Origin of the sequence: Candidatus Regiella endosymbiont of Tuberolachnus salignus, assembly GCF_964020115.1 — a bacterium.
Classification (GTDB): domain Bacteria; phylum Pseudomonadota; class Gammaproteobacteria; order Enterobacterales; family Enterobacteriaceae; genus Regiella; species Regiella insecticola.
Genome location: NZ_OZ026542.1, coordinates 1,081,556 through 1,102,125, shown reverse-complemented (window position 1 = coordinate 1,102,125; position 20,570 = coordinate 1,081,556). Strand labels below are relative to the sequence as shown.

Below are 20,570 nucleotides of genomic sequence, written 5' to 3'. Positions count from 1 at the left end.
TGCGAACGGGAAAGGGTTTCCATGCGGTTATTGAGGCAATTAAAGCGATGAACAGACTAATGAAGGTATCAGGAGGGAATACCCCCTGCCATCCAAGCAAAGCATTTTTCATTCAGCGTCAATGGCTTTTCTTGCGGGTAGTTGAGTGTAATCGCTGCTCTCTTCCTTGCTGGATTGAAAAGCGAACTGAGAGTAGGGCTGTCTTCCTTTTCAATTTCCAATCGCTTCTTTGCAATAATATCAGGGCTTATTTTTTCTATTTCATCAATCAGTTGTCGGTATTTGAGCGCCTGATTTTTTGCATGACCCGCTACCTCACCTGGTTTAAAAGAGAATTGAAAACCGGACATGCTAGCGATAAGGATACCGCACAGCCACCCGTAAGCACTGTTAACAACAACAACCAAACCCAGAAACATTTGAAAGAAACACCCCAGTTTGTCGATCCTCCTGTTCAGTGTTTCGGTCATTTTTTCGAGATAATAACTGTAATACAGTTCAAAAAGTAGATCGCGAGGGGGCTGTGTGTTCATTGTTTATTCGGTTTCCTGTTCTGTTTTTTGTGGATCCTTGTGGTGGTGGGAGGTTATGCCTGCGTCATCTTTGAGTGGAGAAGCAGGTATAACGATATTACCACATAACCCCGCGCCGGACGGGGTGAAATAGTCCGGCACTTCTTTTCACTTAAATGGAGAATACCCGATGTTAACTAAATCCTGTACTACCGTGACCCCCTTACCCGCCCTTCCTGAAATCACCCATCACCGTCACCGCCGTGGCTGGTTGGAGACGCCGGAGGGGCGTCGCGTGCAACCTAATCCGCAGGCAGTGCAATTTATTCACGGGATAAGCGCTCCCGTCATACGTCACCCGCGCCGCCGGTGGTTTTCAAGGGTGATGGGCATTTTTGCTTAAATAAGGTGGCGTTGATGGCGAATACTGAACCCGCTCGTGTTGTGCCGCTAAATTTAGCCCAGCGGCAATGTGGTCTGAGAAATACCACTTTATTATGGCAAGTGTTACCGGATAAAAAATATCAAGGGCAGATCCCAGCACTGATTAAGGAGATGGAGGAGACCGATCCACAAATGAAAGGGGCGCTGTATTATTTGGCCGGGATTGAAAGAAAAAAGCATGCGCTGGCATTTAAACAACTCTATCCCGAAGAACAAATTAATTTAATTGACGCCATGAACCGATTACGCGCCGCGGTGAGTTTATTTCCTAATAGGATGACTTATATTGATTGTGACCCGGTGCCAAATAAAACGGAATAATAACATTAATTCATTTTTAAAATAAATAAACTGATTATTGTGTCGGTGTTATTAACACTCCAATACGGAAATTACCATGCCTCTTTATATTGAGATCGACCAGCGTTATGTGATTAGTCAGTATCACGCCCGGTTTATTTTATATGAAAATAAGCGTTTCTCTGATACCTCAAAAAAAGCCGGCAACCATTATCTTAAACTCTTAGCGTATTATTCGTCATTCGCCACTTTAATTGAAGGCTTATTATTTCACCATTTATCGACATTAAAAAATAACCTTATTAAACACCGGCGACATGAAATACAACGCATGGGTCGATTATGCCATGAGGCTTTTAAAACTTCTCTGCTATCCGATGCCGATACAGACGAAATAAAACAAGGAATAAAATATTCTTTATTACGGCCTGATCGTTTGATCTATATCGAGTGTTGCCAACTGCTTAATTAACAGGATTAATTTATCACTGAAATAAATAAACGCTTTTAGGGTGTGGGATCCGTTTTCGCTAAAAATAAGGCGATGACGGATGACACGCTATTGACTGCCCCTCACTTTTTATTATCGGCAAGGAAAAAAGAAAATAATGACCCCCCCGGCAGTCGAACTTTTGCAGCCCACCGCTTATCTCGGTCATGCGCCTTTTTGTTGGCGATGGAACGCGCCGAGAAAAAGTGTCAATCACTATCGGATGGAGGAACTCCCGCCAGAGCCTCTCACGCCGTTACAGCGGCTGATAGCTGAGGACGCACAGCGGCGACGGCGGCAGAAGCCGGCGTTAACCGAAGAGCAACAGATCAGACAACAGACGCTGCAAGACGTGATAGAAAAGGCCGAAGAGCGGCATTTGGTTCAAGAAAAGGCGCGGTGGCAAGCGAGACAGAACCAGCGCAGGCGGGTCAGCGAGCCGGCGTGGGCGGTGGAAGAAGTTTTAAAACAACAGCCAAAATTTATTCGCCAGCCGTTACAAAAGCGTCTTGATTATCTGCGCCGGGAAGCGGGCGATAAGCGTGCCGAGGCTTTTTTATTAAAGGGGGTCAAACCCGCTTTGCAGCGACTGGCAGCGCTGCGTGATAAGCAGCAGACGCCAGATTATCAGCAGGTCGCCGGTTGGGCGCGACTGGAGGGGTTGTTATGGCTGCCAGCGTTGTCGCGCAAGGAGGTGAAACGGCTCGCCACCTTGGTCGCTGGGCATATCGAGACTGTTTTTTGTTCTTTTGCTGACAGGTTACCAGCAGATAATACTGATCCGAATGAGATATTGCGGATTTATCAGCAGGTGGCCAATAAAGCCAAATGCTTTGCGATTACCCCGCCCTATTGGCACAGTTTAAATCAGACGATACAGCATCGGGGCAAGGTGCCTTATCATTTGATCCCCGGCGCCTTAGCCCGGCTCTGTTGTGCTGAGTGGTGGACGCGCCAATTGTGGCGTTTGCGTTGTGAATGGCGTGAGGAGCAACACCGGGCGAGTTGTTTGGTGCATAAACAGGCGTCGGCTTATGTCAGCCAGGATGCGTTGACCCGTAAGCGTGAGCAAGATCGCTGTGCCTTGGACTTTATCCGCTCGCATGAATTGGTGAATGAAGCCGGGGTGACACTGGACATGGAGCAGGTGGTAAAGCGCAGTACCAGCAATCCCCACTTGCGTCGACTGGAAATGATGACGACCGCCAAAGGGCTGGAAAATTTGGCCGAACAGCGCGGGGATTATGCGATGTTTTATACCGTTACCTGTCCGTCGCGTTATCACGCCACCTTGTCTTGCGGCAAACCCAATCCTAAATGGGCGCTCCAGACGGTGCGTGAGAGCAGTGATTATTTGGTCGATCTGTTTGCGGGCGTGCGTAAAAAAATGAACAAGCTGGGGCTGCGTTGGTATGGCGTGCGGGTTGCTGAACCGCATCATGATGGCACCGTGCATTGGCATTTGCTGTGTTTTATGGCGAGAAAAGATCGGGTTGCTATTACCGCGGTGTTACGTGAATTTGCTATCCGACGTGATCGCGAGGAGCTCGGCAAAAATATCAAACCGCGTTTTGATGTCAAGCCGGTACTGAAAAGCAAGGGCACGCCGACCGGTTATTTGACCAAATATGTGAGTAAGAATCTGGATGGCAGTGTGCTGAAAAGCGCCGCCGATCCGGCTACGGGGGAACCCTTATTGAGTCATGAGACCGGTAAGCCGCTTCATGAAGCGGTTGAACATGTCGTGGCGTGGGCGAGTTTGCACCGGGTACGGCAATTTCAGTTTTTTGGTATTCCGTCACGCCAAACTTACCGTGAATTACGTTTACTGGCCGGGCAGTTGCAGCGCAAATCAAAAACGAAGAAAAGGGGGCAACAGCTGGCAGATAAGGCGATGGATGAGGTGCTGGCTGCCGCCGATGCCGGGTGTATGGCCACCTATATACTCAAGCAAGGCGGGGTGTTGGTGCCGCGTAAAGACCATACTGTGCGCACTGCTTATGTGGCGTCGGATACCCTGAATGCTTACGGGGAGAAGGGCATGAAGATTTACGGTGTGTGGTCGCCCCGGCTGGGCATTGAGTCGCGGATTGGTACCCATGACGAGCGCTGGCAACGGGTACGTAAGGTGAAAAATGATAAGCAGCCTAATGAGGTGGTCGTTGCTGTTGACCTGCCGGACGGATTTTCCGTCCCTTGGACTCGGACTCGTGGCAATAACTGTCCCCTTGAACGAAAAGTGATCATACGGCAGAAGGTGAAAAAAGTAGCGGTGCCGATGCGGGTTTGAGGGGGATTGAGTAGGTGACGTCCCTCAACAAAAAAATCACGCTATCTGATAAGTATATTGACAAGATAGATGATAGCTGGCTACTGAGTAAGAGATGTGAAAACAATTTTAAAGCAGTTGCCTATAAGCTATTTAATAGTTATGATTAGGTCATAACTTAATAAAGGTGGCTCAGGATGGATATCGATAACGGATTGGATTATCTCTTAAGCCTTCATGGTACAAGGGTTAATCGTGATGATGGCTATTGGTGGAAAATTGAAGCGTGGATGGTTAAGAAAACACCATTTATTCCACACGGGATCCGTTATAGCTTGACACTACACGATAAATACAACACACGTGTCTTCGGTATAGATAACGCCCATGCGATTAAATTACCGAAAAAAGGAAAATATGTGGGGCGTGTTGTTTATGACCATCAACATAGAACTCCTTCGGATAAAGGATACCCCTATACATTTTGTTCTGAATTTCAATTGATTGAAGATTTTTTCACCAAAATTGACGAAATAATAAACACAAGAGAAACTCGAGGTTAAACATGAAAGCATTGATTGGTGTTATGCCAGAAGAAATCATCCGTAAGCGGGTATTATCAATTGCAAAAGGCGAATACCAACCACAAGAATGTGAGCCTAAAGTATGGTTTACTTCTATGATCGCGTTGGCTCAGGTTTTGAGTAACGAAAATATTGCATTGCTCAGACTCATGGATAAACAAAAACCAGAAACGATCAGCGAACTCGCCGCACTGTCAGGACGCCACATTAGTAATTTATCAACTACCTTAAAAACACTAAATAGCCATGGTTTTGTTGACTTTGAGAAAACAGGGCGCTCAGTAAAGCCTAAAGCATTGTTTACTGATTTTGAAATCATTGTTGATCAGCAAATGAATGCTCGTTTTTTTGCTGCGTAAATGGAAACTCTAAAAAACTGTAGTAGCTCAAATTTAACCTGACAGACACCAGTTAAATCATCGAATTTGTCGAGCAGTCCGACTGTCCGATGGTTCAAATAAATGTTAGCACTGTATTGACGTCGCACCCACTTAATCTGCTGCGAAAAATTTTTGTCCAATACCGTGTCATCGAACACAATATAGCCGTCTGGAGATGGCACCATATCACCCCTTACTTGCGCCCACACAGCGCTTCCCGTTACCTGGTCTTTTCACAAATAGCGTTAATCACATCGTGACTCATGTCTTGTATATGATCAACAAAATTCGTCAACGTATAATTATTCTGATTTATCTGATGCATTTTTGTGGGGAGGGAGTTTCGCCAAACATAATGTTTTTTGCCTTCCGCTGATAATCTTAAAATAATCAATAAATTCCTTGATCAAATCTACTGTGTTATCAGTATATTAAATTCTACCCTTTATCTATTAACTTTTGTTTGTATAACTCTTATTTTATATACATTAAAGGTATTGTTTATGCTTAGTTAATATTTATTAACATATAATATATTACAAATTAAATAATGAATTATATGGTGTAATATGGTAGCCGCAGAAGTAATATCGCTAAAGGGTTATGACATTGGTATGAATCCTGTATGCGAAAAGCCTACAGGATTTGTAAAACATATCAAAAGCGTAGGGAATGTATGCTGCGCTTTAACTAAAGCAGTGGTTAGCGTGGGTAAATGTGGATTAGGGCTTGGATTAAGTCTTACATTTGAGGCTACTCTTGTAGCAGTGAAATTGGTGAAGGGAGGAATTACATTAGCACTTGGCTTACCTACAGTCCCGTTTACTTTGGTGGGAGCTGTTACATATCTTAATTTAGACAATGATCGTCATAGATCTGTTGATTTTTTAGTGGTTCCCTGTGCTGTTGTAGTAGGGTTTCAAGCAGCATCAGTTGTTGCAGATTTTGTAACATTGGGTCCATTGCGAGACAAGGTTACTCCCGTTGTTAGGAGAGCTTGTAATTATCTGATTTTTGGCTAATCTCGTTATGAAATTATTTTTGCTCAATCAGTTAATTAATTTTTAGGTTTTTATATTGTCACTTTAATTGAAGAGTAATTAAGTGACGTTTTTTAACGAGTCAATAGCAAGATCGACGGCGCGGGAATTAATAAATTCAACGTTGTAACGACTCTCCGGAAGATGATTCAGAGGGTAACTGATGTATTTTTGTGGAGAGGCTGCCAGGAGCGGATAAAAAACCTCATTCAGAACCTCAAGCGTGCGCTCCCCGCCACGCCCCCGCGCTTTGGCTAATGTATGCATATTGTTGCACCCTTTTATCGGGGTTAAAATCGTTGATAGCCGCGGTTTTAACGGCAATGGTTGCCGCAAAAATGCTTGCAGATTGATGCAGTCTAGTCATGCACCCTTTACATTGAGGCATTTTCCACTAATTCATACGGCTTAAAGCGGATCACCTCTTCACCCAGCCAGGCATTGATTTCACTCAGCCGCTCTTGCAGGGGTGCTAATTCATTGATGGCAAACACCCGTGCTGCTTTTTCGATATCACCAAAGCCGCCGGTATTGTGCGGTAAAATGCCCATCAGTTGAGGCGGTACCCGCTGTGCCGCGAGTTGATCATCGCGCGTCACATTTTTAATGTTAATAAATTCATCTTTGGCCGCCACTTCTGCCAAGGGAATCAACTGTAACCCGTCTTTTTTCCCACCCGGCGCATACATAAACAAATTACGAAAATTCCCGGGTCCTTTGGCGTCTTTCATCGCTTGCCGCAAGCGATCAATGTCTTCTTGTTGATGCGCCGCATCGTTCATGTACAAAATAAAGCCGGCATGACTGCCATTAAGATAATATTTGCGCCGAAACAGCGTCGCCGCCTCATTCAGCCAGCTGGAATTGAGTGCCGCCAAATAATCGGGCACGCCGTAGATTTCCTGATTAATATCAGGGTCGAGCAGATGAAACACGCTATGTGCGGTAAAGCGATGCGGATCTGCCCAGGATTGCACATACCAATGGGTACCGGGCTCCACGCCACAACGGGTATATTTGGCGGGACTGGGCGCCAGTTTGAGCACCCCACCCAAGCGGTTGGTACGCACCTCTAAAAAGGCATTAGCAAACACCAGAAAATCCAGCGCATAGCGGCTAAAATCCTGTTTGGATAAATAGCGATGCGGTTGAAACAGGCTGACTAACAGATTGCGTTTCATGTAAATCGGTGAGCTGTGATGCACCGCGGCGCGAAAAGATTTCGCCAGCCCCTGAAATGACACCGGCGGCTCATACCACTGTTCAACTACGGCACATTCCAGATAATCCAACATATCGCGTTGATCGAGCATCGGGATCGGATCGCCAAAGGTAAAGGCTTCTACCCGCGGCGGCGTCGTTTGCTTCATGGGCTGGGTGGCGATAGGGTGTCTCTTTTTTCTATTGAAGGGGTGACATGAAACAGGACGCATTAAAATATCTCCATAAAACTGCGGTTATTGGCGGTGATCCCCGCCAGTGGCTCATTAAACAGCGCGTGCATAATCGCCCAGGCGACATCGCCATGACTGGTGCCCTCAGCACGGTTAGTCACATAGGTGGCACGTTGACTGCGGGGCGTCAGCGTTTTGCGGATCGACATAAAGGCTTTAGCGATAGCAATTTGGCTCGCATCAAATTCCAACCGACCTGAGGTAATCACATCCTTGGCCTTATAAATCAGATCGGTTTTCATCTCGACGGTATAATGGATCGCTTGCACCGCGGGAAAAAATTGCCTTACCAGCTGGGTCACGGATCGCCCCAGGCCAGTATCATCAATGCCGATATAGCTGACCTGATAGCGCTCCGTCAGCGTTTGGATCTGCCGCGCCTGCTGAGCAAAATCCATACCGTGCCATTGAAAGCGCTCTAATACACGAAATTTACCGCCGGCCACCGTTGGCGGGGCGATCACCGCACAGCCCGAGGCATCGCCGGTACTGGCCGGATCGTAACCGATCCACACCGATTGATGCCCATAAGGCCGCCTGGCCAGTAATTTCACATCCGGCCACTGCTCCCCACTGTCGACCATACAACGCTGCATTTCTTTCATCGGAAACACCGATTGCGCATCATCAATAAACTGACAGAGAAACAGATTGGCAAAATCGTCCTCACTGTTCTCACGCCGCAACTGAGTGATATCAAAGCGATCACACCCGCCGGCCAGCGCATCCTCCAGCGTGACAATCTGCTTGTACTGCCCGTCAGCACAGAGTGCTCCCGCGGCCAAATGCGGATAACTGACATCCACTTCAAGGCGTTGCTGTTTCGCGCGGCCGTGATGAAACAGCGTGCCCCGCCAAAATGGGTAGGCTTCATGATTGACGCTGGACGGGGTAGAAAAATAGGTTTGCCGGTACTGTTTTTGTGACGCCATGCCCGAGGCGGCGCGGCGGAGCTTTTGAAAGCCGGGGATCCAAAAATATTCATCCACATACAGATTACCGGAACGCCCCTGCGCGGTATTGGTATTGGTGCCTAAAAAATGCAGTTCAGCCCCATTGGGCAAGCTGATCGGATCCCCGCGCAGCTCGACACCCACGGTGGCGGCAAAATCAACAATATAATGTTTAAATTGATGTGCTTGCGCCTTCGAGGCAGAAATAAACATCTGATTACGCCCGGTGCGCAGCGCATCGAGCAGGGCTTCGCGGGCAAAATAAAAGGTGGCACCGATTTGCCGTGATTTCAGCAGATTACGAATGCGAAAGCGATCATCTAACCCGGCCTGATACCAACGGCGCTGATAGGCAAACAGTGAGGCCTGAAATACGCTTTCTAGCTGGCTGATCTGCTCGTCTGAAAACCCGTTTTTTACCGGCGGTGGGCGCTTTCTTCGGTTGAGATGAGAACGGTTGGGATTAAGATCCGCTTCATTACCGCTCTGATGGTATTTGCCGATCCGCGCCTGCCGTTCGGCCTGTCGCCCCAAGGCATCCAACTCTTTAAAATCACGGCCACTCTTGGCTTCAAGCGCCACCAATTGACAATAGCGCGCCGCGGTGGTCAGCTGCATTTTCTCCAACGCACCATACTGATCCCACTTATCACGACGCTTCCAACTGTGTAATGTGGCAGACTTGATCCCCAACCGTTGGGCGATCCCCGCCACGCTGTGTCCCTGCCAATACCAATACATCGCTTGCCTGCGCGGATCGAGCGGATCGGGGAGGAGGGTAAGATTGTCCATGCAAAAATAGCCTGTATACCCTTCGCCCTTGAAGCCGCCGCGTTGTTGGCTGCGAGCGTTCGCCCGAATCACGTAGTAGTCTACGCTCATCGAGTCTCACGCCCTGGCCGCCTAGCGGCAACTTCAAAGACTGTGGGTATTAAGAGAGTGTTAATCCGCTAAGGCTACCGTGCAAACGCCCCGCCCTCTCTCGCCACACCCTGTGTGAGCACTAAGACAACCGCTACCGATTGTTTGCCAGCGGCCGGGTTGCCATGCTAGATCGCATTATTGTTAACCGGAGCCAACAAAAATGGCCACATCCCGCTTTTTCCGCGCCGCCGTCGAGGGCGCTACCAGTGACGGTCGCCGCATTTTACGGCAACACATTATCGACATGGCCGAAAGCTACAACCCGTCTTACCGCGGCGCCCGCGCCAATCTGGAACACATTAACAGCTTGTTACCGGATAGTCCTTTTCGCGCCTATGGCGACATCGTAGCAACAAAATATGAAGAAATTAGTGAGGGGCGGCTGAAAGGAAAAATGGCGCTATTGGTGCAGATCGACGCTACCGAGGAACTGGTTAAGCTGCGGGAAACCCGGCAAAAGGTGTACGCCAGCATTGAATACGTACCCGAGTTTGCTGACACCGGTAAAGCCTACCTCACCGGTATCGCTTTTACCGATAACCCGGCCTCCTTGGGCGCAGAAATGCTCACCTTTTGTGCTAACAGTCCCTCCCACCCGTTAGCCTCCCGCAAAAGCCAACCCGAGGCCGTTTTTACTGCTGCGGAAGAAATCAGCTTAACCTTTGAAGACGCCGCCAAACCGGCGCTGTTTAACACCGTCAAGGCGCTGTTTGGCAAAAAAAACCGCAGCGATGACGCCCGTTTCACCGATATCCATCAGACCATTACCCTGATAGCAGAGCAGCAGCAACAGCTCACTGAAAAATGGGCTGACGTGACCGCGCTAAAAAGCACAATCACGGCATTACAAACGCAGCAGGGGACAACTCAGCAAAGCTTAACGGCACTCAACCAGCAATTACTTAACGCGGATCGCAGTGCCCCCCTTCGCCCCCTCACCACCGGTGCCGATACCCCTCACTTGACGGATTGCTAACATGAAAAAAAACACCCGCTACCACTATAACCAGTATCTTCAGCAGGTCGCGACGCTCAATACGCTGGAAAACACCGCGGATATCGCGACAAAATTCACTGTAGAACCGTCGATTGCCCAACGCTTAGAGGCCAAACAACAAGAAAGCAGTGCTTTCCTGTCAAAAATCAACCTGTTTCCGGTCGATGAACAAACCGGCGAAAAAATAGGCTTAGGCATTGAACGTCCCATCGCCAGTACCACCCATACCGGCGAAAAAGAACGCACGCCCGCCGATCCCACTACCCTGGACAATCACCCTTACCGCTGCACACAAACCAACTTTGATACCGCGCTCAGCTACCAAAAGCTGGACATGTGGGCAAAATTTCCTGACTTTCAACGGTTAATCCGCGATGCCCTGGTGAAACGCCAAGCGCTGGATCGCATCATGATTGGCTTTAACGGCATCAAACGGGAAACCACCTCCAATCCAACGCAACATCCGTTGTTACAGGATGTCAATATCGGCTGGCTACAACATATCCGCGAACAGGCCGCCACCCAGGTGATGAGTAAAATCATCAATGCGGACGGGCACGTGATCTCAAATCACATCCGCATCGGTCAAGGCGGTGATTTTGCCAATCTGGATGCGCTGGTGATGAATGCTGTTGATGAACTGATCGAAATCGGGTTTCAGGATGACACCGAACTGGTGGTGATCTGCGGTCGCGCCTTGCTGGCCGATAAATATTTTACGATTGTCAACCAGATCCAAGCCAACAGCGAAAGCCTCGCGGCCGATATGATTATCAGTCAAAAACGCCTTGGGGGTTTACCCGCTGTCCGGGCGCCTTTCTTCCCGGCTAACGCCATGCTGATAACCCGTCTCGATAACCTGTCGATTTACTGGCAAGAAGGCACCCGCCGCCGCGCCCTGATTGACAACCCGAAACGGGATCGGGTGGAAAATTTTGAATCAGTGAATGAAGCCTATGTGGTGGAAGACTACGGCTGCACGGCACTGATTGAAAATATCGTGATAGGTGATATTACGCCGCCTGCCGAGGGGTAACAGGCCATGAGCAACCCGGCACGTCGTCATAAACAGTTTGTGGCTGCCCAGCAAGCGATACCATTGCGTGAGATCGCGGCAGGGCACCCTGCCAGCCCCTACGACTTATTATTATTTCAGTTGCAGCAAGATTTACTGCAGTTAAAAAGCATTGAATCGCTCAGCCGCAAAGCGGAAGTCAAACGCACCTTGCTGCCGACCTATTTACCGTGGGTCGCCGGGGTACTGGCCGGCGGCAGCGGCACCCAAGATGCGATCCTGATGCGGATGCTGATTTGGCAACTGGATATCGGCGATCTGGCCAGCGCTCTCGATATTGCTGACTACGCCATCCACTATGATTTAGTGCCTCCGGACAGCTTCCAACGTTCCACCGCCTGCTTAATCGCCGAAGAAGTGGCGGCGGTGGCAGGCCGAACCCTGCTCGAAAAACGCCCGCTGGATACGGCCTCCTTGTTACGGGCGCAACACCTTTTACGTGGGCAAGACATGCCCGATCAGGTTAACGCCCGACTGCATAAAATGCTCGGTTATGCCTTGCGTCAAGACGGGGACTATCAACAGGCCTGTCTTCATTTAAAACAGGCTCTCACCCTAGATCCCCGCAGTGGGGTGAAAACCGATATCAAACAGCTAGAAAAGTGTCTTCAGACAGAAAAATTACCGCAGACGGTACCCCCGAACGCCCACGGCGAGGGCGGCACAGGCCAGTGATAGGCTATTTTTCTATCAATGAGCCTGTCCACCGCCCCTTATCCCCTTCGCCTTTCAAGCTACGGCGGCGTTGGCAGCTCACTCTTATCCCAGTCATGTACTATCTGTACACTCCTGGGATTCGATTGATTGCCGCCTTGCCGTAACTCGAAACGCATTGGGCATATATATTGAGAGAACGGACGATGGTTAGCATTGCAATCAATCCCATCACGGATGAAGCGGCGCGCAACAAACCGCAGCACATCAAAAATAACGGCTTCTGGCCGGATCTCGATCTACAGCATTACCGGGATACCATGCGCCAAGACGGCACGCTGACCCCCGCACGTTTGCGGGAAGCCGCCCAATTTGCTCTCAATGAAACGCATCATCGGCTCGCCCAATGGCAAAAAAAACAACAACAGGCGGGCTATACCGCCCTGGTTGAGGTTCCCGGCGAGCAGGTGGACGATGAAAACGCCCGCCTTCACCTTTACCGCCGCGCCGTCTATTGCCTGATACAGGCCACGGTAACAGAACGATTTCGCAGTTTTGACGCCACCGCAACAGGCGATAAACGCGCCGATGCGCTCGAAACCCGCATTGAACACCTTCGCCGCGATGCCGCCTGGGCAATACGTGATCTGCAAGGGCTTCCCCGCGCCACCATTGCATTGATTTAACTTTGTAAACAACAGCACGAGAAGGGCTCACCGTGAATGAAAATTTTTGCCCAACAAAACGACACCGTAGACGCCCTGTGCTGGCGTTATACCCGGCGTACCGACGGCATCACCGAACAGGTCTTCGCCCTCAACCCGGGCCTTGCGGACATCGGCGTGATCTTACCGCACGGCACCGCAGTAGAGATGCCTTCGGCGCCCCCTGCTCCGCTCAAACAAGGACTACAACTGTGGGATTAACACACAATGGACAGACACACCGCCTGGCTTTCGTATTTATCCGCCTGGCTACTCACCTGTTTGGGTGCCTGGACGTTACAGGACTGGGCGACCCTGATTGGTCTGGCGTTAGGCATCGGCACCTACCTCAATAACCGCTACTACAAAAGGCGCGAAGATCAACGCCAACAGGAAATGCACGACCTCCAGCGCCAACACCTGACCGAACATGCCCATCAAGCTCACGGGGATCAGCATGCGCCACCTCAGTAAAAAAGTCTATGCGTTGATCGCTGCCGGTGCCAGTACTGCGATCCTGCTCGCACAATTCTTGCAAGAAAAAGAAGGCAACCGGCTGCAAGCCTATCAAGACAGTGCAAATATTTGGACAATCTGCCGCGGGGCGACACGGGTGGAGGGTCAGCCGGTCACGCCGGGGATGCAACTCAGTCGCGAAAAATGCGAGCAAATTAACCAATTTGAAGTGGACAAAGCGATTGCCTGGGTCGAACAGCATATCAAGGTGCCCTTAACCGACGTGCAGAAAGCCGGGATTGCTTCGTTTTGCCCCTATAACCTCGGCGCGAGTAAATGCACGGCGTCCACTTTCTATCGCAAACTCAATGCCGGTGACTATCAAGGCGCCTGTGCAGAAATTAAACGCTGGATTTTTGATGGCGGCAAAGATTGTCGCCTCCGTGCCCATAACTGCGCCGGTCAAGTGATAAGACGTGCGCAGGAAAGTGAGCTGACCTGTTGGGGGAGCGATGTTTAACCGAGGTTGTTTTATTCTGATGAGCCTCATTCTGCTGATGAGTCTGGCTGCGGGGTATTATCACTTTGAGTTAGCAAAAAAAGAAAATATCATCAAAAGAATAACGGATGAGCGTAACAACGCACTGATCATCATGGAAGGAATAAAAAAGCAGCACCAACAGCTCACCGCACTTGATAACCAACACACCCAGGAATTAACCCATGCCAAAACGCAGCTGGCAGCGCTTGAACGTGATGTTAATGATAAGCAGCGTAGGGTGCAGCTCAATGCCACCTGTCCCCTGTCCCCGGCCACTGCCCCCACCGGCCTGGATGATGGCACCCGCGCCCGACTTAACGACACCGCTATCAAACATTATTTCCATCTCCGAGAGCGTATCGACACCGCGACGCAGCAAATAGCCGGATTACAAGACTATATCCGCCAAGTCTGTCTTAAGGCAGAAGGATAACCCGCATGTTAAAACCCGATTCACTGCGCCAAGCCCTCACCGACGCCGTCCCTTATCTCAAACAAAATCCCGATAGCCTGCATATTTTTATTGACCGGGGGACTATCGTCTCCACGCTGGCCGCCTCTTTGTCCTTTGAATATCAATACACACTCAATCTGATCATCACCGATTACAGTGGCGACGCCGATACCCTCTTTGTGCCGATTTTACACTGGTTACGCCGCCATCAGCCGGACAGTATGGCCCATCATGATAAACGGGCTGAGGGCTTCACCTTTGAAGCCGATCATATCAATCACAGCCTGCGTGATATCAGCATCAATCTCAAACTGACCGAACGGGTGATCGTCAAAGAACAACAGGGGATGTTACAGGTCACCCACAAGGATGAACCGCCGGATCCGGATACCACTGACCTTCACTATGAACTTTTTATCAAAAAAGAAAAAGTGGCACCATGACCGCTGATCCACTGAGCCAAGCGCTCGCTCACCTGCTGAAACAATTATCGCCGGCACGCCGAAAAGCCTTCACTCGCCAGATAGCCAAACAATTACGGCAGCGGCAAAAGCAGCGTATCCAAGCACAACAGGCGCCCGATGGCACCCCGTTTGCACCGCGCAAGCAAAAACGCCGTGATAAACACGGACGCATTAAACGCAAGATGTTTACCCAATTACACACCGCCCGCTTTTTAAAGCATAACAATAGCGTCGATGAAGCCACAGTGCGTTTTGCGCGCCCTGTCACACCCGTAGCACGGGTGCATCATTATGGCCTGCGAGATAAAGTCGCGCGCAACGGCGTCACCGTACGTTATGAACGCCGTCCGCTACTGGGGTTGACTGATAAGGATATTGAAAGGATCACTGATATGGCGTTGGTGCATTTGGTGGGGTAGACTTTTTCACTAACAGATATCAAATCATACCGTGTGACTTAGCATAATCACGTAGTGCTTCATTCATTCGTGTTTGCCATCCGTCACCTTGAGCACGATATGCACTGATTATATCAGAATCAATCCGCAATTTGATCGGCTCTTTTGGATTCAGTAATTTTGGTCTGCCACGTGCCCGCATAACTTTTGCCGCACCTTCTTTGCCAAAAAGTTCGGTCAAAACATCAGCAGCAGGGCGAGCGCGGGCGAAATCTTTATCACTCCATTCAGGATTATCATTCATTATGTCTTCGCTGATTCTTTTGTTCATATCTTTTTATCTCCCGTGAGTTTGCTTTACGTAAGCTGATCACGTGTACCTTACTGTTACGGGGTGTAAATACTAACATATACAGCCGATCACCAATGAAACCCAGAGCTTGAAATCGACGTTCAGGATATTCTTTCCGTTTATCCTCAACTATCAATGCATTTGAAATTTCGAAGTCACGTGCCATATCAAACGATAAATCTCGTTCAATAATATTTTTTTCATTTTTGCTCAGGCTGTAAGAGATATCCATATAATTAAATGTACCCCCAATAAATAGCATAAAGCAAGTAATATTTGCGGATATCTTGCATAAAATTTATGGGTATTTGACTTTACATCTCAGTCTAAAAATATCTCCTCCTGTCCCACTCCCCACACAACGCTGTTCACATGCTCCCGCGCCCGATAGGCGGCACACTGAGGGCATGAAAACCTTCAATCACGCAGACTATCAACGCCGCCTGGCAAATTTGATCCGCATTGGCACGGTATCGGCAGTCGATACGACACAAGGCCGGTGCCGGGTAAAAACAGGCGAGTTAGAAACCGATTGGCTACACTGGCTGACCTCACGTGCGGGTCACATCAAAATGTGGTCAGCGCCCTCAATTGGCGAGCAAGTGCTGATCCTCAGTATCAGCGGTGAATTGACCACAGCGTTTGTATTACCGGCGATTTTTTCCGATGCCAATCCGGCACCGTCGGCCTCAGAAGCAGCGATCCTGCTCTGCTTCTCCGACGGGGCGCAATGTCATTATGAGCCTAAAACGGGTCACTTAGCGGTCACTGGCATCAAAACGGCAACGATAACCGCCGCCACCTCGATCACGCTGGACAGCCCGGTAGTCACCTGCACCCAACAGCTTATCACCGATTCCCTGCAGGTTAACCGGGGTGGCACCCTCCGCGGCGACCTCACCCACGGGGGCGGCAATTTGATCTCTAACGGTATCACTTTGCACCGCCATCAGCACCCTGGGGTGCAAGGGGGCAAGGATCAGACGGGAGCACCGACATGACTTATCTTGGCATGCACCGCCACAGTGGCAACGCGATCAGCGACAGGGCACATCTTCGTCAATCGATCAACGACATTTTAATCACCCCGCTCGGCTCCCGTGTGATGCGCCGGGATTACGGATCGCTGCTCTCTCGCCTGATCGACAACCCGCAAAGTCCCACACTCCAGCTTAAAATGAAGGCGGCGATTTACAGTGCCCTATTACGCTGGGAAAACCGCATCACATTAAACGCCATTACCCTTACCTCGGCTATCAACGGCAACATGCAAATCGACCTCAGCGGTCATCAACGCGATAGCGGCGTGCCTTTTACGCTCTCATTGCCGATAGGAGGACAATAATGCCCAGCCTGGATTTAAGCTTACTGCCGGCACCGCAGGTCGTGGAGCCACTCGATTTTGAAACGCTCTTCAAGCAGCGTAAAGCAACGTTTATTGCCCTATCGCCCCCGCCGCAGCAGGCGGCGCTCAGCCGAACGCTCAACTATGAATCCGAGCCTATCACCAAACTGCTGCAAGAAAGCACGTACCGTGAATTAGTGTTACGTCAACGGATTAACGATGCCGCGCAGGCGACAATGTTAGCCTATGCCAAAGGCGCCGATTTGGATCAGCTGGGTGCCAATTACCAGGTGAAACGCTTGACGCTGCACGCGGCGAAACCTGACGCGATCCCGCCGCGTGCCGCACTCACCGAAAGTGATAGCGATTTTCGCCTCCGTATTCAACAAGCTTTTGAAGGCTTCAGCGTAGCCGGCCCCCGCGGTGCTTACGAATTTCATGCCCGCAGTGCGGATGGTCGGGTAGCCGATGCCTCAGCAATCAGCCCCTCACCCGCTTGCGTCACCCTCACGGTCTTATCGCGAGAAAATAACGGTGCGGCGTCCGCAGACCTGTTAGCCCGGGTTAACGCCGCACTCAATGATGAAAATATCCGCCCGGTGGCCGATCGCCTGACCGTCCAATCGGCCACCATTATCGATTACCGCATTGACGCCACATTGACCCTCTACCCTACCCCCGAAGCTGAACCGATCCGCGCGGCGGCTGAAAATCGACTCAAGGCTTACGTCAACGCCCAACGGCGTTTAGGGCGTGATATCCGCTTGTCGGCGATTTATGGGGCGCTGCATGTTGAGGGGGTACAGCGGGTAGTTCTGGCGGCACCCTTGCGTGATGTGATCTTGGATAAAACGCAAGCCGCCTATTGCCGCAGTTATCGCTTAACCCTAGGCGGTTGTGATGAATAACAGCTTACTGCCGCCGGGCTCCTCGGCAGTAGAAATCGCGGCGGCGCAAGCTTGTGCGGGCTTGAGTGATATGGCGGTTCCCCTGCGCTCCTTGTGGGATGCCGACCGCTGCCCTGTCGCCTTACTGCCTTACTTGGCCTGGGCGTGGTCAGTGGATCGCTGGGATGAAAGCTGGTCAGAGGAGACCAAACGGACGGTGGTCAAGGCAGCCTTTTATGTGCATAAACACAAAGGCACCATTGCGGCGCTGCGTCGCGTGGTGGAGCCGCTGGGTTACCTGATCCGTGTTATCGAGTGGTGGCAAAATAATGACCCGCCTGGGACATTTCGGCTGGATATCGGCGTACTTGACACCGGCATCACCGAAGCCATGTATATCGAACTGGAACGCCTGATTGATCAGGCCAAACCGTGTAGTCGTCACGTGATTGGCCTCTCCATCCAGCTGGCTACCTCGGGCTCCGCCTATGTGGGTGCCGCCTGCTATGAGGGGGATGAACTCACGGTGTATCCCTACCTCCCCGCCTTACCGTGACCGGTACCACGTACCGCGGCGGCGCTGTCCATTTAATTGACTATCTGAGTATCACTTCATGAACGAAAAATTTTATGCTGTCATCACCCATCAGGGCGCCGCCAAACTGGCCAATGCGACGGCATTGGGGATACCGTTAAAAATAACACACATGGCGGTCGGCGACGGTGGGGGGAGCTTACCCACACCCGATCCGCGTCAAACCCAACTTATCAATGAGCACCGCCGCGCGGCGCTCAATTCGCTGAGCATCGACCCCATTAACCCCCATCAACTGATTGCCGAACAAGTGATCCCCGCCGCCGACGGGGGATGGTGGATCCGAGAAATCGGCTTATTTGACCACGACGGGACGCTTATTGCCTTGGCCAATTGCCCCGAAACCTACAAACCGCAAATTCAGCAAGGCAGTGGTCGTACACAAACCTTGCGTATGGTACTGATTGTCAGTAGCACGGCGGCCATCACACTCAAAATCGATCCTTCAGTGGTGGTGGCGACCCGTCGCCATGTGGATGATAAGCTGATTGAAGTCAAAGCCTATGTGGATAATTTACTGTCAGTACATGAAAAATCACGCAACCATCCCGATGCCAGTAAAAAAGAAAAAGGGTTTGTTATTCTCAGCAGTGCTACCGACAGCGACAGTGAAACGCACGCTGCGACCCCCAAAGCAGTCAAGACCGCTTATCAATTAGCCCGTGATGCCAATAACAACGCCAATACTAAACTGACCAAAGCGCTCAATGGCGCAGACATTCCTAATAAACTCCACTTTCTCACCCATTTGGGGATCAGCAATAATCTGGTTCCCGTGGGGATGCCGATGCCTTGGCCACTCGAGTGGATACCGCCCGGCTACGCCTTGATGGTCGGGCAAACTTTCAATACCGCGCACTACCCGTTGTTAGCGAAAGCCTATCCTAACGGGGTTATCCCGGATATGCGTGGCTGGACGATAAAAGGCAAACCGGCCAGTCGTAAGAGTTTGTCGCAAGAACAAGATGGCAATAAACACCATAGCCACCACGCTAGCGTTGCTAGCACTGATCTGGGGACAAAAACAGTCAGTCAGTTCGATTACGGCACGAAAACCAGCGCATCATTTGATTACGGAACAAAAACAACCAGCCACTTTGATTATGGCACCAAAGGAACCAACATCGCCGGTGCCCATACCCACGGTGTTCCGCAGGGACACAATATGGACAGGGGAAACTATATCTATGCCTCAGGGGATGACTATACCAGTGAGGTGTTTTCTTGGCCTCAATCGGCTTCAGCCGGGGCGCACAGTCATACCGTTGGCATTGGCGCACACCATCATACGGTGGGTATTGGCGCACATCACCATACTGTCGGCATTGGCGCGCATAACCACAGGGTTGCTCTCGGTGCTCATTCCCATGTCATTCACATTAAGGGTGACGGTAACGCGGAAACCACCGTAAAAAATATCGCCTTTAACTACATTCTGAGGTTAGCATGAATCCCTTTTCTTTTTCAGAGCATGATCGCCTCCTTAGCCTGTATCATTACGCGGCAGAAACCGGAGAATATTGCGGCCAAAAAGAAGTTTTTATCCCGGCGCATACCGGATTACCCCAGTACTGCACCGAAAATGCCCCACCGCCTTTGATGGAGGGGGTTGTTGCGGTATTTGACGGTGAGCAATGGAAAAAAGTGGACGATCATCGCGGGAAAAGGGTTTATCACATCAAAACCGGCCACGCCTTTTTGATGACAGCGATAGGGGCATTAGACGCAGAAATCACCTTGCAAAAGCCCTCGAGCCCCTTTGACCACTGGAACGGCACCGGCTGGGTTCTTGATAAGGATAAACTGGCCGCCGCCGCGCGCCGTTATCGCAATGCCTTTATCATCGCCACTGATGGACTGACGCTGATTGACTACTCTATTGAAGATCGCCCCCTCACGCCTGAACAACGGGGCGAGTTAATGGCAGTACGCGCGGCCTATAAAGCCTGGCCAACGCAAGCAAACTGGCCGTTGATTGCGCTTCCAGACCTGCCGCACTGGCTATTGATTGAAGCCGTCAATAACGGCTATGTGGTGCCGACCTGGCCGCCTGTTCACGCTACGGTAGCGTGATCACTTTTTTCTGATGCAGCAAAGTCAGTAAAAGCCGGATATACCCAATGAATTTCGAGTTACGGCAAGGCAGCCAGGGGGTGAGACCGATGAGCGTAGACATACTACGTGATTCGGTGAGCACCCGCAGACAACAAAGCCGTAACTTGAAAGGCGAAGGGTATAGATGACAGTGTCCCACGCTCCACACACCCGGAACCCCCTGCGCTCAGCGACAAAACCCGG

At 50.5% G+C, this 20,570-nt stretch carries 29 protein-coding genes and 2 pseudogenes; 24 read left to right on the top strand and 7 right to left on the bottom strand.

Annotated elements, in window-relative coordinates; all coding sequences use genetic code 11:
• Positions 1–68 precede the first annotated feature (68 nt).
• Complete coding sequence (locus tag AACL30_RS05755; protein ID WP_339057541.1) at positions 69–533, bottom strand: hypothetical protein; 465 nt, start codon at positions 531–533, stop codon at positions 69–71.
• A 169-nt stretch (positions 534–702) separates the two neighbouring features.
• Here AACL30_RS05755 and AACL30_RS05750 point away from each other — a divergent pair, with 169 nt between their 5' ends.
• The 7 genes from AACL30_RS05750 to AACL30_RS05720 all read left to right on the top strand — a co-directional run bounded on the left by AACL30_RS05750 (position 703) and on the right by AACL30_RS05720 (position 6,001).
• Complete coding sequence (locus tag AACL30_RS05750; RefSeq protein WP_339057542.1) at positions 703–915, top strand: phage filamentation protein Fil family protein; 213 nt, start codon at positions 703–705, stop codon at positions 913–915.
• A gap of 14 nt (positions 916–929) precedes the next feature.
• Positions 930–1,277 (top strand): DUF5347 family protein, encoded by a 348-nt coding sequence (locus AACL30_RS05745; protein WP_339057543.1) that lies wholly within the window; start codon positions 930–932, stop codon positions 1,275–1,277.
• Between the two features lie 76 nt (positions 1,278–1,353).
• The gene (locus AACL30_RS05740) at positions 1,354–1,728 is read left to right on the top strand and encodes a hypothetical protein (RefSeq protein ID WP_339057544.1); all 375 of its coding nucleotides are present in this window, start codon (positions 1,354–1,356) and stop codon (positions 1,726–1,728) included.
• A gap of 136 nt (positions 1,729–1,864) precedes the next feature.
• Positions 1,865–4,036: a replication endonuclease gene (locus tag AACL30_RS05735; RefSeq protein WP_339057545.1), complete on the top strand. Its 2,172-nt coding sequence runs from the start codon at positions 1,865–1,867 to the stop codon at positions 4,034–4,036.
• A gap of 176 nt (positions 4,037–4,212) precedes the next feature.
• Positions 4,213–4,578, top strand: a complete 366-nt coding sequence (locus AACL30_RS05730) for a DUF6516 family protein (protein ID WP_339058008.1) — start codon at positions 4,213–4,215, stop codon at positions 4,576–4,578.
• 2 nt (positions 4,579–4,580) lie between these two features.
• Positions 4,581–4,958, top strand: coding sequence for a MarR family transcriptional regulator (locus AACL30_RS05725; protein WP_339058007.1), 378 nt, complete (start codon positions 4,581–4,583; stop codon positions 4,956–4,958).
• 635 nt (positions 4,959–5,593) lie between these two features.
• Positions 5,594–6,001: a hypothetical protein gene (locus AACL30_RS05720; protein ID WP_339058006.1), complete on the top strand. Its 408-nt coding sequence runs from the start codon at positions 5,594–5,596 to the stop codon at positions 5,999–6,001.
• Between the two features lie 78 nt (positions 6,002–6,079).
• Here AACL30_RS05720 and AACL30_RS05715 read toward each other — a convergent pair whose 3' ends face one another.
• The 3 genes from AACL30_RS05715 to AACL30_RS05705 form a co-directional block, all read right to left on the bottom strand.
• Positions 6,080–6,286, bottom strand: coding sequence for a hypothetical protein (locus AACL30_RS05715; protein WP_339058005.1), 207 nt, complete (start codon positions 6,284–6,286; stop codon positions 6,080–6,082).
• Positions 6,287–6,393: 107 nt separating this feature from the next.
• Entirely contained in the window at positions 6,394–7,452 is a 1,059-nt protein-coding gene (locus AACL30_RS05710; RefSeq protein ID WP_339058004.1) for a phage portal protein, read from the bottom strand.
• A complete protein-coding gene (locus AACL30_RS05705) occupies positions 7,452–9,218 on the bottom strand; it encodes a terminase large subunit domain-containing protein (RefSeq protein WP_339058399.1) in 1,767 nt (588 codons plus the stop codon). Before AACL30_RS05705 ends, AACL30_RS05710 begins: the two co-directional genes overlap by 1 nt.
• Positions 9,219–9,510: 292 nt before the next feature.
• Here AACL30_RS05705 and AACL30_RS05700 point away from each other — a divergent pair, with 292 nt between their 5' ends.
• From AACL30_RS05700 to AACL30_RS16425, 6 genes and pseudogenes are all read left to right on the top strand, one after another.
• Complete coding sequence (locus AACL30_RS05700; RefSeq protein ID WP_339058003.1) at positions 9,511–10,326, top strand: GPO family capsid scaffolding protein; 816 nt, start codon at positions 9,511–9,513, stop codon at positions 10,324–10,326.
• A gap of 1 nt (position 10,327) precedes the next feature.
• On the top strand, positions 10,328–11,383 hold the full coding sequence (locus AACL30_RS05695; RefSeq protein ID WP_339058002.1) for a phage major capsid protein, P2 family: 1,056 nt from the start codon (positions 10,328–10,330) through the stop codon (positions 11,381–11,383).
• Between the two features lie 6 nt (positions 11,384–11,389).
• Positions 11,390–12,097 carry a phage terminase small subunit gene (gpM, locus tag AACL30_RS05690; protein ID WP_339057947.1) on the top strand — a complete coding sequence of 236 codons (708 nt, stop codon included), beginning with the start codon at positions 11,390–11,392 and terminating at the stop codon, positions 12,095–12,097.
• Positions 12,098–12,282: 185 nt separating this feature from the next.
• A complete protein-coding gene (locus AACL30_RS05685) occupies positions 12,283–12,762 on the top strand; it encodes a head completion/stabilization protein (RefSeq protein ID WP_339057948.1) in 480 nt (159 codons plus the stop codon).
• A gap of 36 nt (positions 12,763–12,798) precedes the next feature.
• A complete protein-coding gene (locus AACL30_RS05680; RefSeq protein ID WP_339057949.1) occupies positions 12,799–13,002 on the top strand; it encodes a tail protein X in 204 nt (67 codons plus the stop codon).
• 6 nt (positions 13,003–13,008) lie between these two features.
• Positions 13,009–13,107: pseudogene (locus tag AACL30_RS16425) on the top strand (alpha/beta hydrolase); the annotation flags it as partial.
• A gap of 3 nt (positions 13,108–13,110) precedes the next feature.
• On the opposite strand, the gene AACL30_RS05675 reads toward AACL30_RS16425, so the two are convergent.
• Positions 13,111–13,239 carry a hypothetical protein gene (locus AACL30_RS05675; protein WP_339057950.1) on the bottom strand — a complete coding sequence of 43 codons (129 nt, stop codon included), beginning with the start codon at positions 13,237–13,239 and terminating at the stop codon, positions 13,111–13,113.
• On the opposite strand from AACL30_RS05675, the gene AACL30_RS05670 reads away from it, so the two are divergent.
• From AACL30_RS05670 to AACL30_RS05655, 4 genes are read left to right on the top strand one after another with little or no spacing between them, the layout of a single operon-like run.
• Positions 13,238–13,756 (top strand): lysozyme, encoded by a 519-nt coding sequence (locus AACL30_RS05670; RefSeq protein ID WP_339057951.1) that lies wholly within the window; start codon positions 13,238–13,240, stop codon positions 13,754–13,756. The two genes, AACL30_RS05675 and AACL30_RS05670, sit on opposite strands and share 2 nt — an antisense overlap.
• Positions 13,757–13,793: 37 nt before the next feature.
• Positions 13,794–14,210, top strand: coding sequence for a lysis protein (locus AACL30_RS05665; protein WP_339057952.1), 417 nt, complete (start codon positions 13,794–13,796; stop codon positions 14,208–14,210).
• Between the two features lie 5 nt (positions 14,211–14,215).
• Positions 14,216–14,674, top strand: coding sequence for a phage tail protein (locus AACL30_RS05660; RefSeq protein ID WP_339058001.1), 459 nt, complete (start codon positions 14,216–14,218; stop codon positions 14,672–14,674).
• The gene (locus AACL30_RS05655) at positions 14,671–15,114 is read left to right on the top strand and encodes a phage virion morphogenesis protein (protein ID WP_339058000.1); all 444 of its coding nucleotides are present in this window, start codon (positions 14,671–14,673) and stop codon (positions 15,112–15,114) included. The genes AACL30_RS05660 and AACL30_RS05655 overlap by 4 nt, the downstream gene beginning before the upstream one ends.
• Before the next feature lie 19 nt (positions 15,115–15,133).
• Here AACL30_RS05655 and AACL30_RS05650 read toward each other — a convergent pair whose 3' ends face one another.
• The gene (locus AACL30_RS05650) at positions 15,134–15,424 is read right to left on the bottom strand and encodes a BrnA antitoxin family protein (protein WP_006707757.1); all 291 of its coding nucleotides are present in this window, start codon (positions 15,422–15,424) and stop codon (positions 15,134–15,136) included.
• Complete coding sequence (locus AACL30_RS05645) at positions 15,390–15,677, bottom strand: BrnT family toxin (RefSeq protein WP_176487125.1); 288 nt, start codon at positions 15,675–15,677, stop codon at positions 15,390–15,392. Before AACL30_RS05645 ends, AACL30_RS05650 begins: the two co-directional genes overlap by 35 nt.
• 175 nt (positions 15,678–15,852) lie before the next feature.
• Here AACL30_RS05645 and AACL30_RS05640 point away from each other — a divergent pair, with 175 nt between their 5' ends.
• From AACL30_RS05640 to AACL30_RS05610, 7 genes and pseudogenes are all read left to right on the top strand, one after another.
• Positions 15,853–16,446 carry a phage baseplate assembly protein V gene (locus AACL30_RS05640; protein ID WP_339058398.1) on the top strand — a complete coding sequence of 198 codons (594 nt, stop codon included), beginning with the start codon at positions 15,853–15,855 and terminating at the stop codon, positions 16,444–16,446.
• The gene (locus AACL30_RS05635) at positions 16,443–16,790 is read left to right on the top strand and encodes a GPW/gp25 family protein (protein WP_339057999.1); all 348 of its coding nucleotides are present in this window, start codon (positions 16,443–16,445) and stop codon (positions 16,788–16,790) included. The genes AACL30_RS05640 and AACL30_RS05635 overlap by 4 nt, the downstream gene beginning before the upstream one ends.
• Positions 16,790–17,698: a baseplate assembly protein gene (locus AACL30_RS05630; protein WP_339057998.1), complete on the top strand. Its 909-nt coding sequence runs from the start codon at positions 16,790–16,792 to the stop codon at positions 17,696–17,698. The genes AACL30_RS05635 and AACL30_RS05630 overlap by 1 nt, the downstream gene beginning before the upstream one ends.
• A pseudogene (locus AACL30_RS05625) lies at positions 17,691–18,295 on the top strand (phage tail protein I). The gene AACL30_RS05630 and the pseudogene AACL30_RS05625 overlap by 8 nt, the downstream one beginning before the upstream one ends.
• On the top strand, positions 18,292–19,722 hold the full coding sequence (locus tag AACL30_RS05620; RefSeq protein ID WP_339057997.1) for a phage tail protein: 1,431 nt from the start codon (positions 18,292–18,294) through the stop codon (positions 19,720–19,722). The pseudogene AACL30_RS05625 and the gene AACL30_RS05620 overlap by 4 nt, the downstream one beginning before the upstream one ends.
• On the top strand, positions 19,719–20,345 hold the full coding sequence (locus AACL30_RS05615; protein WP_339057961.1) for a phage tail protein: 627 nt from the start codon (positions 19,719–19,721) through the stop codon (positions 20,343–20,345). The genes AACL30_RS05620 and AACL30_RS05615 overlap by 4 nt, the downstream gene beginning before the upstream one ends.
• A gap of 47 nt (positions 20,346–20,392) precedes the next feature.
• Positions 20,393–20,515 carry a hypothetical protein gene (locus tag AACL30_RS05610; protein ID WP_339057962.1) on the top strand — a complete coding sequence of 41 codons (123 nt, stop codon included), beginning with the start codon at positions 20,393–20,395 and terminating at the stop codon, positions 20,513–20,515.
• Positions 20,516–20,570 lie beyond the last annotated feature (55 nt).

Coding starts and splice junctions, on each gene's coding strand:
- AACL30_RS05755 (WP_339057541.1), bottom strand. CDS start 533: ATGAACACACAGCCCCCTCGCGATCTACTTTTTGAACTGTATTACAGT.
- AACL30_RS05750 (WP_339057542.1), top strand. CDS start 703: ATGTTAACTAAATCCTGTACTACCGTGACCCCCTTACCCGCCCTTCCT.
- AACL30_RS05745 (WP_339057543.1), top strand. CDS start 930: ATGGCGAATACTGAACCCGCTCGTGTTGTGCCGCTAAATTTAGCCCAG.
- AACL30_RS05740 (WP_339057544.1), top strand. CDS start 1,354: ATGCCTCTTTATATTGAGATCGACCAGCGTTATGTGATTAGTCAGTAT.
- AACL30_RS05735 (WP_339057545.1), top strand. CDS start 1,865: ATGACCCCCCCGGCAGTCGAACTTTTGCAGCCCACCGCTTATCTCGGT.
- AACL30_RS05730 (WP_339058008.1), top strand. CDS start 4,213: ATGGATATCGATAACGGATTGGATTATCTCTTAAGCCTTCATGGTACA.
- AACL30_RS05725 (WP_339058007.1), top strand. CDS start 4,581: ATGAAAGCATTGATTGGTGTTATGCCAGAAGAAATCATCCGTAAGCGG.
- AACL30_RS05720 (WP_339058006.1), top strand. CDS start 5,594: ATGAATCCTGTATGCGAAAAGCCTACAGGATTTGTAAAACATATCAAA.
- AACL30_RS05715 (WP_339058005.1), bottom strand. CDS start 6,286: ATGCATACATTAGCCAAAGCGCGGGGGCGTGGCGGGGAGCGCACGCTT.
- AACL30_RS05710 (WP_339058004.1), bottom strand. CDS start 7,452: ATGCGTCCTGTTTCATGTCACCCCTTCAATAGAAAAAAGAGACACCCT.
- AACL30_RS05705 (WP_339058399.1), bottom strand. CDS start 9,218: ATGGACAATCTTACCCTCCTCCCCGATCCGCTCGATCCGCGCAGGCAA.
- AACL30_RS05700 (WP_339058003.1), top strand. CDS start 9,511: ATGGCCACATCCCGCTTTTTCCGCGCCGCCGTCGAGGGCGCTACCAGT.
- AACL30_RS05695 (WP_339058002.1), top strand. CDS start 10,328: ATGAAAAAAAACACCCGCTACCACTATAACCAGTATCTTCAGCAGGTC.
- gpM (WP_339057947.1), top strand. CDS start 11,390: ATGAGCAACCCGGCACGTCGTCATAAACAGTTTGTGGCTGCCCAGCAA.
- AACL30_RS05685 (WP_339057948.1), top strand. CDS start 12,283: ATGGTTAGCATTGCAATCAATCCCATCACGGATGAAGCGGCGCGCAAC.
- AACL30_RS05680 (WP_339057949.1), top strand. CDS start 12,799: ATGAAAATTTTTGCCCAACAAAACGACACCGTAGACGCCCTGTGCTGG.
- AACL30_RS05670 (WP_339057951.1), top strand. CDS start 13,238: ATGCGCCACCTCAGTAAAAAAGTCTATGCGTTGATCGCTGCCGGTGCC.
- AACL30_RS05675 (WP_339057950.1), bottom strand. CDS start 13,239: ATGCTGATCCCCGTGAGCTTGATGGGCATGTTCGGTCAGGTGTTGGCG.
- AACL30_RS05665 (WP_339057952.1), top strand. CDS start 13,794: ATGAGTCTGGCTGCGGGGTATTATCACTTTGAGTTAGCAAAAAAAGAA.
- AACL30_RS05660 (WP_339058001.1), top strand. CDS start 14,216: ATGTTAAAACCCGATTCACTGCGCCAAGCCCTCACCGACGCCGTCCCT.
- AACL30_RS05655 (WP_339058000.1), top strand. CDS start 14,671: ATGACCGCTGATCCACTGAGCCAAGCGCTCGCTCACCTGCTGAAACAA.
- AACL30_RS05650 (WP_006707757.1), bottom strand. CDS start 15,424: ATGAACAAAAGAATCAGCGAAGACATAATGAATGATAATCCTGAATGG.
- AACL30_RS05645 (WP_176487125.1), bottom strand. CDS start 15,677: ATGGATATCTCTTACAGCCTGAGCAAAAATGAAAAAAATATTATTGAA.
- AACL30_RS05640 (WP_339058398.1), top strand. CDS start 15,853: ATGAAAACCTTCAATCACGCAGACTATCAACGCCGCCTGGCAAATTTG.
- AACL30_RS05635 (WP_339057999.1), top strand. CDS start 16,443: ATGACTTATCTTGGCATGCACCGCCACAGTGGCAACGCGATCAGCGAC.
- AACL30_RS05630 (WP_339057998.1), top strand. CDS start 16,790: ATGCCCAGCCTGGATTTAAGCTTACTGCCGGCACCGCAGGTCGTGGAG.
- AACL30_RS05620 (WP_339057997.1), top strand. CDS start 18,292: ATGAACGAAAAATTTTATGCTGTCATCACCCATCAGGGCGCCGCCAAA.
- AACL30_RS05615 (WP_339057961.1), top strand. CDS start 19,719: ATGAATCCCTTTTCTTTTTCAGAGCATGATCGCCTCCTTAGCCTGTAT.
- AACL30_RS05610 (WP_339057962.1), top strand. CDS start 20,393: ATGAATTTCGAGTTACGGCAAGGCAGCCAGGGGGTGAGACCGATGAGC.